Genomic DNA, 12,829 nt, shown 5'->3' on the forward strand with positions numbered 1-12,829 from the left:
TGCTGCCACCTTAGACGATAGTTCAATCATTGACGATATGGCTGATCATCAGCCAATCATCCACCAGCCTAACAACAGATACCCAAGCAGGCTGAGCGCGGCACAAAATAACGCATAGGGCAATTGTGTGTGGACATGCTCCAATAAATTACAGCCAGCCGCGACTGAACTGACTGCTGTGGTATCTGAAATAGGTGAACAATGATCGCCAAAAATACCGCCGCCCAGGATAGCAGCCAAAATTAACGCCGGTGGCAATTGTAATTCCGCCACCAATGGCATGCCAATAGGGATCAGCAGGGCAAAAGTGCCCCAGGACGTGCCGGTGGTAAATGAGATCAGCGCACCAGCCAAAAACAACATCGCGGGCAATAACATCAGTGGCATCGACTGCGCCAGCAAAGATGCAATAAAACTACCGGTGCCGAGTGTCTTCATGCTGGCGCCCAGTGCTATGGCCAATAATAAAATGGTCACCAGGCTCAACAACTCGCTCATTCCTTTGTAACCCATATCTACCAGTTGCTGATGACTAAACTTTTTATCCATGACTAGCAGCAAATAAGCGACTATAGTGGCCAATCCGGTGGCATATAACACCGATTTAGAGCCTGAACCGGCGGTTAAATCGCCCTGGCCGGTCCAATACATAAAACCAACCATCGACAGCACCATCGTCAGCAGCGGCAGCAGCATATACCGAGCTTTACCCGGTACAATTTGACTTTCTGTTGGCAGCTCGCTGCCACTGATTTGTAATTGCTGATTGGCCAACCGCATCGGGCCATAATGCCGACCAGTCAGAATGGTAAATAACACCAGCGCCAATGTCAGCAGAGGGTAGAGATTCAGCGGAATGGTTTGGAGTAAAATACTGACTGGATTATCCGGCAACTGATAGCTACTTAATAAACCCAGCACATAAGCACCCCAGCCGTTGAGCAGGATCAGAATACAAATAGGTGCGCTGGTACTATCAATGATATAAGCCAGTTCGGCGCGTGATAACCGGAATTTATCAAACAATCCGCGGGATAAAATACCGGCAGTTAATACCGACAGATTCGATTCAATAAAAATCACCACCCCAGTGCTAAAGGCCAACAAGCGGGTTTGGCGGGCGTTTTTGGCAATACCGCGGTTGACCAGCTTATTGACCAGCGCACTGACACCGCCAGAGTAGCGCATATAAGCCATCAACACGCCGACTAACAGTGAAAACAACAGCAAACGGGCATTGCCTGCATCTGTCATCACCTTAACCAGCGCCTCCAGCGTCTGGATGCCACTCATCGCGATGGCGCTGCCGGTTGAGCTGCCAGTTTGCAATAATAACAACAGTTCGGCACAGAGCAGGGCTAACAACAACGCAACTATGACTTCTTTTTTCCACAACACCACCAGTAGCGCAACCAGCGCAGGTAGCAAGGTTAACCAATCCGACACATTTCACCTCAGTTGTTATTATTATGGCTTGATTTCAGCAGTCTGAACTGCCGCAGATTTTTGCTGCAAGGCTGCAGGCCGATATTTTGCCAATAAGGCAGCGAGCACAGCCAGGGTTTTACGATTCGGCTGGGCATCCATTTGCTCAGGCACAAAATGACGCTGAAAGGCCAGCAGATAACTATGGCTTTGTGCATCTAACTGGCCTGTGACTTCAATCGCATAACCATAATGTTTTAACGCCTGTTGCCAGGCTCTGACGTCTTCGGCCTGCCATAACGGCTGCTGCCAGAACTGTTTAAGCTGATGCTTGTCATACCAGGCGCCTATGCCACGGCTTGCCAGCCATTGCCAGGGAAAGCGTGGTCCTGGATCTTGTTTAAGCTCCGGCGCCACATCACTGTGCGCTAACACCCGATCCGGCGTGATATCCGGGTAACGCTTGAGTATATCCTGCAGTAACTCGGCCAGTAATAACAGCTGTGCCGGATCAAAGTCCGGTGTGATACACAGCGGTTGCTGCGGTTCTGCTAGCGCATCTGGCAGTTGTTCACATTGCGCTTCGTTGACTAATTCAATACCAATGGATTGATCGTTCAGATTATGCCTGTCCTGCCAGCGGCTGGGGCCAGCATGCCAGGCACGCTGCTGTTCGGATACCAACTGGTATATTTTCAACGGTTCTGCCGTTGGATAACTGGCATCCTGCGATTGTGGGATCAAATAATGACTGCTGACTGGCCTTACACTCTGCTCAGTCAGTGCCTGCAAGGATTGTTGCCAGTTGCCTGCGGTGTAATGCAAAATCACAAAGCGGATCCGCTGATTTTGATTGGCGGAAGGATAAAATACAGCGCCATGATGGTCCAACACCGGCTGGCGGATTGAACCGGGAGCAGTGGCACAGGCTGCCAACAGCAACAGACTTGCCAGCAGTATACAGTTCAGTTTGACTTCTTGACGGCACAAACGCATCGAAACAACCTGTGTTTCTTTTAAAATCAAACAATAACACATCAGAAGCTGCTGCAGCCAGTCCTGTACAAGGGCAACAGGGCGGTCGCGATTTTTTTGCGAACCATTTTTGGCGAATGAATGTGAATTGCGATGATGTCTGCAGTCATCAGACAAAGTGTAGCGTTGTCAGAACCACCTAACACAGCTCAAATCGCATTCAACTGAGCTGAAAGGACAGAAAATTTGTGCCGTGCTATGATTCGGGCATGACTTTAGGCACAAGCTGTTACCCTATCATGAACCTGGTGTATGTTTTGTCAGCCATGATGGTTGTTTGACCATCAGATCGATGCAACCTAAAAGTATTTGTGTGTTGTAGTTCCCGGGAGGACTCATGGATTACCCATTTAGAAGACAGGCATTTCAGATTTCGTTTTTTGTCAGCAGCGGCTTATTGTTGTTAGCTTTTGGCTTGGCCAGTTGGCATGGCAGCTGGCTGGCTGTGCTGTTGGTCGGTGTGCCTGCTTGGTTGGTTCCTGCGCTGTTATATCGGGCGGTTGGCGATCAATTAGTCAGTCGGGTGGCTTATGGCTGTAGTTATATGCTGTTTTGCGCCTTACATATTCACCAGTCGACAGGGATGACAGAACTACATTTTGGCATTTTTGTGTTACTCGCGTTACTGATTGCCTTCCGGGACTGGCTGGTGATTGCCATCGCCGCGGCCTTTATTGCCGTCCATCATTTGTTGTTTATGGGGTTACAGTTACAGGGGCATGCGGTTTACGTGCTGCCGCCAACGGATCTGTCCGTCAGCATGGTGTTGATCCATGCCGCTTATGTAGTCGCTGAAGCGCTGGTGTTGATGCTGATTTGCCATCATAGTCTGAAAGAAGCGCAGCAGGCCCAATTCTTTATGCAGACAACCAGCGAAATGCAGGACCAGCAAGGCCGGATCCGGCTGCAATTCCAGCAGCCTGAGATCCATACCAGATTAACCAAAAACTTTTGTAATGTATTGACAAGTTTGCAGGCTACAGTGGCCCTGATCGATGCTTCTGCCGCCAGATTGTCGGTTGAAACCAGTCAACTGGTGCAGGAAGGACTGACTTTATCTGATCGGATTGATCACAAGATGCGCGAAGTTGCGCGTATCGCGGCAGCGACTGAACAATTATCAGCTTCCAGCCGTGATTTAGTTGCACTGGCGGCACAGGTGCTGGCACTGGCACAACAATCCTCGGCTGCCGCTGGTACAGGCCAGGACACTGTGATGCGAACCATTGCGGTCGTTGATGAACTTTCTGACACCCTGACTGGTGCCAGAGATCAAGTGAATCAAATGGCGATGTCGACCAAAGAAATCCAGCATGTGCTGGATGTGATCCAGCAGATCGCTGAACAAACCAATTTATTGGCCCTGAATGCGGCGATTGAAGCCGCTCGTGCCGGTGAGCAAGGCCGGGGTTTTGCGGTGGTCGCCGATGAAGTTCGGACTCTGGCGTCCCGAACTCATAGTTCAACAGTTGAGATCAGGCAGATGATCAGCCGGTTAGTACAGAATAGCGCTGGCTCTGTGGCTGCAGTGGAACAATCTTTATTAAAACTGACAGCGACGGTTGAAATTGCCGGACGCAGTAAATCACAAATTCAGTTGATCAGCGCTCAGGTGCAGCAAGTGTTGAATTCAGTGAACCAGATGTCTGCAACCTTACAACAACAAGGACATGCCAGTGCCGAAATAGCCAGATCGACCGGCGAGTTAAGTGAGCTGGCCGCGGAACAACAATTACAAGGTCGTAAAGTTACCGAAATTGCCCATCATGTGGAAGGCATTACCACGCAACTGAAGCAAGAAGCTGAACATTTTATTCTGCCTGCAACCGATGAGCCGCGAGTCTAAGCGGATGCGCAAAAAAAGTTACCGTTGGTGTTGGCTGGTTATGTTGCTGTGGCTTGGCAGTGCACTCTCGACCTTAGCCTGGCTGCAACAACGCCAACAAGGTGTTTTTGATCCAGAGCGGCAACTACAACAATTACCGCTCAATTGGGCGGACTGGCGATTGATGGCGGGCAAAGTTCCAACTTCACTCGGTACCGCCGCTGGCTCTGAAAAAATATTATTGCTGGTGACCGACGATGCTTGTGCTTGCCAACAAACAACCAAAGCTCAGTTGACTACTTTAGTGCAGCAAACTGATTTCCAGTTGTTGGAAATCAGCAGTGCCGAGGTGTTGCGGGCAGGGATTTCTATACCGGCTGTTCCTTTACTGCTTATATTTGCCGGACAACAATTACGCTACGCAGGTCCGGTCGCGGCTGGCCAGTTCTGTGGTGCCAGCGATAATTTATTGCTGCCTCTGTTACAGCAGCCACAGTTGTTACCTTCCGTCTGGTTCAATTCCGAAAGTAGTAGCTGCCGCTGTGTGGTGCAGCAAGCCTGAATAGATCCTTATTCTAAGCTTGCCAGTTGATTCACCCAGCGGTCGAGCAGAGGTTTGCCGCGAGAAATCGCATCCGGGTGGTTGACCAGGCTGACCCAGACCCAGGGGCGTTGCTGCGCATCCCAGACAAAACCTGCCAGTGCAGTGACATCGCGTAAAGTGCCGGTTTTTAGCCGGGCCTTGCCAGCTGCCGGCTGATTGACAAAGCGATTTTTCAAAGTGCCATCCACTGCTGCCAGTGGCAAACTGGCGATCAGTTCCAGACTGGCAGGTGTTTGCCATTGCTTTTGCAGCAATTGCGCTAATAAAAGTGCTGTGATCCGTTCGGTTCTGGATAAGCCTGCGCCATTGTCGAGTTGTAAGCCACTGTGATTGAGCTGGTTTTTCTCCAGCCACTGCCGGATGCGCTGGCTGGCAAGTTGCTGATTTGGCATTCTTACTGGCAGTGGAGTGGTCTGCTTGCTTGTCTCTGAGACGCCAAGCTGTAAAAACAATAACCGGGTCAACGCATTATCCGATTGTTTATTAACGCGTTGCAATAACTCACGCAGCGGACGGCCACTGTGTTGGAGCAAAAAGTCTGCGTCCGTAGGTTTAGCACCAAAACGCAACTGCCCGCTGAAACTGGTCGGATCCGACGTTGTGCCTTGGCGGCGCCATAAAGTTTGCAGGGCCAATTGTAATTGCAGATCTCGATCCAACACCGCCAGCCATTGCTGTTGTTGACAGCCTCTGGCAAAGTCGCCGCTGATCCGCAATTGATAGCGCCTAGTTGCAGCGCTGGAGGGCAGCGGCAACTGCTTAGTTTCAAATTGCCAACGGTTAAAATCGGTGCCGCCACAAGGACGGTCGGTCAATCTGACGTTGGACCAGTCGAGTTCTAATCCATCCCAGCCAGGTTGCAGCTGGACAGATAATTGCTGTTGATCAGATTTAACCGTCAGTTGCTGCATATTTTGCGCAAGATCAAGTGCATCCGGTTGATGATTATAATAAGCGCGCGGGCTTTCATCAAAAGGCACGCCTTGCACATCAGTGCGCTGCGGGGCAAATAAACTGCGGTCCAATTGCACACCGGCCGGTAAATGCCGCACACCAAGTTCATACAGTTGCCGCAGGAGATCAGACAAAGCGCCATAATCCAGATCGGTATCGGCAGCGCCCACCAGATACAGCGGATCAACTAAACTATTGGCTCCCTGGGCCAGTCTGAGCTGATCTTGTTTACTCAAATACAAAGCGCTGCTGCCATGCCAGTCCGGGCCCAGTTCCGCCAGCGCCACAGTTGTGGTGAGTAGTTTCATGGTAGATGCCGGTGCCATTGGCACCTCAGCTCGATAATACACAGCTTTGCCAGCAGGATGCAGCGGGATGAGTGCTAAACCCAATGCATCAGAGGGTAAACCTGCCGCAGCCAAGTCTTGCTCAATTTGCTGTTGGCTCAGTGACTTTGTCGCCAACTGATGCTGTGAGTTACTGCAAGATGTCAACAGCAAGCTTAACGATAATAATAATAACTGGCTGCGATGACGGACATCAACACGGCGGGCAATGGTTCTCACCAGGGTCTGCGGCGAAATACTGCGGCTTAACATAACACCTCAACACAATCCATCAATGCAACCTATCAACGCAATTTGGCCAGGGCGCAGCAGCGCGGCCAACCAGTTAAAATAGGTATCTTAACGCACAGTCGGCTGACTACCAAGTGATGCCTATCGCTGCCGCACTGAGCTTTGTCAATTTCATTAAAATAAATGATTAAATGCTGCAAAAATGGTATTAAGTAAGTCTTTTGCACAAAGCTGAGTCAATGTCTGCGATAGCATAGCACCATCACAACAAGTCGTCGGGACTTGGCCTGATGCATGCTTTTAAGTCAACAGGAGAGAGGGATACGAATGTTGTGGATAGGGTTGTTGTTGCAAAGTTCAGCTGTGCTGGCAGCAGCTCAGCCTGCCGAGAGTCTGGAATTAACCCTCAAATTAGCACAGCAACATGGCTATTATGCTGCGAAAGTAGATTGGCCAAGGATTAGCAGTGAAGCCAGAGCCCGGGCGCAAAGTAAAAACGAGGATAGTGCCATCCATTATGTGCTATCAGCGTTGGGCGATGGTCACTCGTTTTACCGGCCACCGCCGCCACAGGCAGCAAGGTTCTGGGCCGACAAGCCGACCAAAGCATTACCGGCCAACAGTTTATCTAAACTCCGGCAACAGACCGCAGAAATTGCCGTCATCAGTATCCATGGCTGGTCTGGTAGCGGTAAAGCTGCTTTGGAGGCTGCTATGGCGTTGAAATCTCAGGTGCATCAAGCACTCACTGGCCAGCACTGTGGCATAGTGCTGGATTTTTCTGCCAACAGCGGCGGGAATATGTGGCCAATGTTAAGTGGATTAAGTCCATTGCTGAGCGAAGGACAATTAGGTGCTTTTCAGCATAGCAGCGGCGAAAAAATCATCATAGAAAAAAAGGCGGGCAGCATCTTTTATAACGGTCACATTGCTTCGGCGCAAGCTGCCACCTTCTATCAGCAGCATTATCCGGTCTTGCCTATTGCGGTGATTGTCAGTGCCAAAACCGCCAGTTCTGGTGAAATAGTGCCGATTATGTTTGATGGTCAGCCAAATGTGCGGAGCTTTGGCCAGCGCACCGCTGGGTATGCGACCGCAAACACCACGTACCACTTGCCAAACGGTGGCAAAGCGATGATAACCACCGCAGTGACTCTGAACCGCAAAGGGAAGGTGTTTGAACGTTTTATGATGCCGGATACCATCACTACAGAGCCGTTGGCCGCTGCGACATCCTGGCTTCAGGAGAGTTGCCAGCAAGGCAGTAGCAACGCCCGCGAATAAAATGGGACAACTGCCAACGTTGGGTGTCACACGTTGGATGCCAAGTGTTGGACTGCCCCGGCTTGCCGGGTCGAGTCCAACCTACCGAAAGTATATTATCAATCAAATGATAGCTTGACGCTGTCTGACCTGGTCAATTTGCTGACAGAGTTGCTTGAGCCCTGGCAACATCCGCAGTGTGGTGCGGTGCAATACATCGGCATTTGGCTGGATGATCTGTTGTTGTACCGCTTTGATCGCGGGCCATTGTTGCCAGTTCACCAGTTGCCGCTTCTCATTGGCGGATATCGGCTGGATAATCAGTGCTGGATTACGCACCAACACTTGTTCCAGGCCAATTTGCGGATAATCACCGACCGCATCGGCAAATACATTGCTGGCGCCACACAATTTCAGTTGCTGGGCAGGCCAGGCTTGATTGGCGGCTGTGGTCAGCGGATTGCCCCACAGCTCATAAAAGGCCGGCACTGGTTTGGCATGCTGATACTGCTGCGTGAGTTGTTGCAGTTGCAGCAAATACTGCCTGGCCAGAGGCCCGGCTTGTGCTGAAGTACCGGTGAGTTCACCCAGCAGTTCAATATGATGACCAAGCTCTGTCAGATCTTTGATATCGGTCACCACCACCGGCAAGCCCAACTGTTGCATTCGTGCTAAGTCAGCGGCCGGGGTGCCGGATCGCCAGGCCAGAATCAGATCTGGTTTGAGCGTGAGGATTTTTTCAATATCCACGCCGCTGTAATGACTGACTCTTGGGATCTTCAACGCAGCAGGCGGGTAATCGGCGTAATCCGAACTGCCGACAATCCGTTCGCCAGCCCCAATACTGTAGAGGTTTTCTACCAGATGAGGCGCCAGTGCAATAATACGTTGCGGATTTTTGGTCGCTGGCTCGACAGCCTCTGCAGCTGTCTTGGTCTGTGCTACAGCTGCAACTTTTAGGCTAGTGCAAAGCAGGGCGGTCACAATAAGCCGTGAACAAGTATTCGCGGTCACCAATCCACTCCTTGTTGCACCCGGATACCGGCATCAAAAGCGTGTTTGACACTGGCAATTTCGCTGACCGTATCGGCCAGTTCAATCAGACTGCGGTGACAATTGCGACCAGTGATCACCACATGTTGCATCGGCGGCCGTTCGTTGAGTGCTTTGATAACCCTCTCCAAGGGTAAATAATGATAGGCCACCATATAGGTCAGTTCATCCAGCAACAGCAAATGGATGCTGTCATCTTTAAGCAGTTGCTCCGCGCGCTGCCACACAGCTTCACAAGCGGCAATATCGGCGGCACGGTTTTGCGTCTCCCAGGTAAAACCTGTTGCCATCACCGCGAACTCGACGCCATGTTGTTGTAACAGATTACGCTCACCGCAGGCCCAGGTGCCTTTGATAAATTGCACCACCGCAGCTTTATAGCCATGACCGACACTGCGGCTGACCATACCAAAACCGGCGGTGGATTTACCTTTGCCATTGCCGGTGATCACCAGCAGCAAACCTTTGTCTGTGGTTGCTGCCTGGATCCTGGCATCGACTTTTTCTTTTACTTGCTGCTGTCGTTGCTGATGGCGTTGTTGTTGTCTGTTGTCATCTGTGCTCATAAGGGTCTCAATAAAAGGGTTAGGAATTTATCTGGCTGCCGTGACCGGTGTTAACAATTGACGTAAGCGGTCTAAATCTAAATGCTGTCTGCCTGCTGCGGCCAGCCGATCAAAACTATGTTGCTGGCGGCTATCCAGATCATCAACCAAATCAATAGGCCGGCCGGCCCAACTGGCAAGCAACTGCAACGCTGTCGGATCATCAAACAGACCATGCCAATAACAGCCAGCCACCTGATTATCTGCTGACAGATAACCAGGACAACTGCTGTTGCTGTCGCGAAATAACGGCCGGCAAGGCGCCGAAGTCGTGGTCTGCCCCAGATGTATTTCATAACCTTGCACTCTGGCGCTCCGATCCGCCAGTTGCAGTGTGCCTTTAATCCGGGTGAGGGTTTTTTCCTGTTGCAGCACAGTGTAGAGCGGCAGATAACCTAAACCTGCGCAACTTTGCTGCTCACTTTCCATGGCAAAAGGATCGGCAATATGCTGTCCCAGCATTTGCAGGCCACCACAAATACCAAAGATTTTGCCGCCATAGCGTAAATGCCGTGCCAGACAACCCGCCCAGTGCTGGCGTAAAAACGCCAGATCAGCAATGGTTTGTTTGGAGCCAGGTAAAATAATTAAATCACATGGGGGCAGCGGCTCTGGTGCATAGACCAGTTTTAAATCAACCTGTGGGTGAAACCGCAGTAAATCCACATCGGTGTGATTACTCATGCGGGGGAAGACCGGCACCACCACGGTCAGCCGGGTGTCCTGCTGTTGTTGCTGTTGATTGACCGCATCTTCTTCGGATAATTCCAGCCCATGCAAGTAGGGCAGTACACCAAGTACAGGCCGGCCGGTTTGTTGTTCTAACCAGGTCAAACCGGGCTGCAACAGCTGCAAATCGCCGCGGAATTTGTTAATGACAAAACCGACCACCCGGCTTTGTTCGCTGGCTGATAACAATAACAGCGTCCCCATCAGTTGCGCAAAGACACCACCACGGTCGATATCAGCCACCAGCACCACAGGCACATCGGCGCTCTCGGCAAAGCCCATATTGGCAATATCATTAAGGCGCAGATTGACCTCAGCCGGACTACCGGCACCTTCGACAATAATGGCCTGATACTGCTGACTTAGCCGCTCAAAAGATTGCAACACCGCTCGCTTGGCTTGCCGTTTATACGCCTGATAAGCCATCGCATCCATTAAACCAGCTTGGCTGATCAGTACTTTTCCCTGAATAATCACCTGAGCCCCGGTATCAGAGCCGGGTTTTAATAATACCGGATTCATATCCGTGGTTGGTTCAGTACGGGCGGCTAAAGCCTGGCTGGCGGTGGCGCGGCTGATTTCACCGCCATCGGCGGTCACTGCACTATTGAGCGCCATATTCTGCGGCTTAAAAGGGGCGACATGCAGGCCTTCATCGGCGAAAATACGACATAAAGTAGCCACCAGTAAAGATTTACCAGCATCAGAGCTGGTGCCCTGGATCATCAGCGCCGCGGCAGAAAAATGGCTGCGGACTGGCGAAAATTGCAACTTGGGCTGGATCATTTGCTCCGGGAGCAGGTATTGCAAAGTCATGCGAACTCCTTCAAACAGCTGCCGTTTCAACGGCGATAGCGACTTAGCATAATGACAATAAAAAACACACTGCCAAGGGCTGAGGTAATCACGCCCAGTGGAATTTCCTGGTTGGGTAAAGCCGAGCGGGCCAGCGTATCGACGGCCAATAAAAACCAGCCGCCGCCAAGGGCACAGCCGAGCATCAGCACAATGGTATTGTTACCGAGCAATAGCCGGATCAGATGGGGCACCATCAGGCCAACAAAGGCAATGCCGCCACAGTAAGCCACGATACCAGCGGTAATAGCGGCGCAGCACAGCAGTAAACCAAGCCTGAGCATAGTGACAGGCACACCCAGTGCGCTGGCGCCTTCGTCTCCCAGTTGCAGGGCATCGAGTTGACGACGAAACATCGCCATCAGGCCAAGCGCCAACAGTACCAACGGCAGCACCACAGTGACCGCCTGATAGTCCGCCCGCGCCAGACTGCCCATTAACCAGAACATCACCCGGTTTGCGGCAAAAGGTTCGGCCAGATAAAGCAATAATGTGCTGAGGGCACTGAGCATAAAACTGACGGCAACGCCAGAAAGCAATAAAGCTTCCACCCGGCCAAAACCACAGCGCCAACTCAGTGTCATCACCAGGATCACCGCTAGCATAGCGCCGACAAAAGCGCCAAAGGGCAGGCTCCAGTTGATCCACGCGGCCGATACACCAAGTTGGGGCAGCAGCAGACTGACTACAGTGGCACCTAGGGCGGCCCCTGACATCAAACCAAATAGATAAGGATCGGCCAGTGGATTCCGGGTCAGATTTTGCAGCATAGCACCACAAAGCGCTAAGCCGGCGCCGGCGCCCAGTGCCAGCAACACTCTGGGCAGTCGGATCTGCAGCAAAATACTCTGCTGCATCGGATCGGCACAGCTTTGCAGCAAACACTGCATTAATTCAGCTGTGCTGAGTTGCAAAGGGCCGGTTTGCAGTGCAAGGACCGCGGCGACAACAGTCAGTAGCGCCAGCCATAACAAACGCCAGTTGCGATGCTGCTGCCTTGGCCTGTTCAGAACCTGGCCTGTCGCTGTAGTGAACATCAGGTTGCTCCTGTCGTCAGCGGATTAGCCACTGTTGTCGTCGTAGCGAGCGCGAAACTGACGCGAATTTTGCCGGTTAAAGGATGGCGATCGACCACGCTGGGTAATTGAAACACCTGGCTCAGTACAGCTTGCTGCAACACTTGTTCCGGTGTCCCGCTGGCGACCAATTGCCCCTGGTGCAGTAAGAAGATGCGGTCACAATAAGTGGCTGCTAAATTCAGATCGTGAATTGACGTTAGCACAGTGATATCAAGCTGGCGCAGCAAAGCCAGCACCTGATGCTGGTAATGCACATCCAGATGGTTGGTCGGTTCATCCAGTAACAACAACTTTGGTTGTTGCACCAAAGCCCGCGCAATCAATACCCGTTGTTGTTCACCACCAGACAAGGTGGCGAAGGCGTGATCGGCAAACTGCGCCATCCCCACTTTGTGTAACGCACCAAGCAACTGTTGCTCGTCCTGCTGGTTGTCAGCCTGATACCAGTTTTTGTGTGGTAATAAGCCAAGCCGCACTACATCCAGTACCTTGCTGTGGAGCAATTCGCTTTGTTGCGAAACTACGGCGATCAGTTGTGCCAGTTGGCGGCGGCTGAAGTGAGAGAGTGGCTGTTGTAGCAGTTGGATTTGACCGGTGCTGGGAGACAACTGGCCTTGCAGTAGTTTTAATAAACTGGATTTCCCGGCACCATTAGGCCCAATCAGACCAACAATTTCGCCCGGTTGCAGACTAAAACTGATCTGACGAAGAATGTTTTGTGCACCGACCTGCCAGCCTAACGCACTGACAGTAAAAAACTGCTTCATCTGTGACTCCGCAGGTGGCGGTCACAGCTGAATTGCTCGTCACTGCTGCAAACCTGT

11 protein-coding genes are annotated in these 12,829 nt (G+C 51.6%); 3 read left to right on the top strand and 8 right to left on the bottom strand.

Going from position 1 to position 12,829, the window contains the following annotated elements; translation table 11 throughout:
* Positions 1–48: 48 nt before the first annotated feature.
* Together AC53GJ_RS10810 and AC53GJ_RS10815 are read right to left on the bottom strand one after the other, a co-directional pair.
* Positions 49–1,446 carry a Na+/H+ antiporter NhaC family protein gene (locus tag AC53GJ_RS10810; RefSeq protein ID WP_496732687.1) on the bottom strand — a complete coding sequence of 466 codons (1,398 nt, stop codon included), beginning with the start codon at positions 1,444–1,446 and terminating at the stop codon, positions 49–51.
* A gap of 21 nt (positions 1,447–1,467) precedes the next feature.
* On the bottom strand, positions 1,468–2,421 hold the full coding sequence (locus AC53GJ_RS10815) for an N-acetylmuramoyl-L-alanine amidase (RefSeq protein ID WP_496732688.1): 954 nt from the start codon (positions 2,419–2,421) through the stop codon (positions 1,468–1,470).
* 376 nt (positions 2,422–2,797) lie between these two features.
* On the opposite strand from AC53GJ_RS10815, the gene AC53GJ_RS10820 reads away from it, so the two are divergent.
* The gene (locus AC53GJ_RS10820) at positions 2,798–4,306 is read left to right on the top strand and encodes a methyl-accepting chemotaxis protein (protein WP_496732689.1); all 1,509 of its coding nucleotides are present in this window, start codon (positions 2,798–2,800) and stop codon (positions 4,304–4,306) included.
* Positions 4,307–4,346: 40 nt separating this feature from the next.
* On the top strand, positions 4,347–4,847 hold the full coding sequence (locus tag AC53GJ_RS10825; protein ID WP_496732690.1) for a DUF6436 domain-containing protein: 501 nt from the start codon (positions 4,347–4,349) through the stop codon (positions 4,845–4,847).
* An 8-nt stretch (positions 4,848–4,855) separates the two neighbouring features.
* On the opposite strand, the gene dacB is transcribed toward AC53GJ_RS10825, so the two are convergent.
* A complete protein-coding gene (gene dacB, locus AC53GJ_RS10830) occupies positions 4,856–6,442 on the bottom strand; it encodes a D-alanyl-D-alanine carboxypeptidase/D-alanyl-D-alanine endopeptidase (RefSeq protein ID WP_496732691.1) in 1,587 nt (528 codons plus the stop codon).
* 306 nt (positions 6,443–6,748) lie between these two features.
* On the opposite strand from dacB, the gene AC53GJ_RS10835 reads away from it, so the two are divergent.
* Positions 6,749–7,705 (top strand): S41 family peptidase, encoded by a 957-nt coding sequence (locus AC53GJ_RS10835; protein ID WP_496732692.1) that lies wholly within the window; start codon positions 6,749–6,751, stop codon positions 7,703–7,705.
* A gap of 102 nt (positions 7,706–7,807) precedes the next feature.
* On the opposite strand, the gene AC53GJ_RS10840 is transcribed toward AC53GJ_RS10835, so the two are convergent.
* The 5 genes from AC53GJ_RS10840 to AC53GJ_RS10860 form a co-directional block, all read right to left on the bottom strand.
* A complete protein-coding gene (locus AC53GJ_RS10840) occupies positions 7,808–8,698 on the bottom strand; it encodes a cobalamin-binding protein (RefSeq protein ID WP_496732693.1) in 891 nt (296 codons plus the stop codon).
* The gene (cobO, locus tag AC53GJ_RS10845; RefSeq protein ID WP_496732694.1) at positions 8,695–9,303 is read right to left on the bottom strand and encodes a cob(I)yrinic acid a,c-diamide adenosyltransferase; all 609 of its coding nucleotides are present in this window, start codon (positions 9,301–9,303) and stop codon (positions 8,695–8,697) included. The genes AC53GJ_RS10840 and cobO overlap by 4 nt, the downstream gene beginning before the upstream one ends.
* Before the next feature lie 27 nt (positions 9,304–9,330).
* Positions 9,331–10,797, bottom strand: a complete 1,467-nt coding sequence (locus tag AC53GJ_RS10850) for a cobyric acid synthase (RefSeq protein ID WP_496732785.1) — start codon at positions 10,795–10,797, stop codon at positions 9,331–9,333.
* Between the two features lie 116 nt (positions 10,798–10,913).
* Positions 10,914–11,963, bottom strand: a complete 1,050-nt coding sequence (locus AC53GJ_RS10855; protein WP_496732695.1) for a FecCD family ABC transporter permease — start codon at positions 11,961–11,963, stop codon at positions 10,914–10,916.
* Positions 11,963–12,772, bottom strand: a complete 810-nt coding sequence (locus AC53GJ_RS10860) for an ABC transporter ATP-binding protein (protein WP_496732696.1) — start codon at positions 12,770–12,772, stop codon at positions 11,963–11,965. The genes AC53GJ_RS10855 and AC53GJ_RS10860 overlap by 1 nt, the downstream gene beginning before the upstream one ends.
* Between the last annotated feature and the right edge of the window lie 57 nt (positions 12,773–12,829).

The organism is Rheinheimera sp. B2H12 (assembly GCF_059620065.1).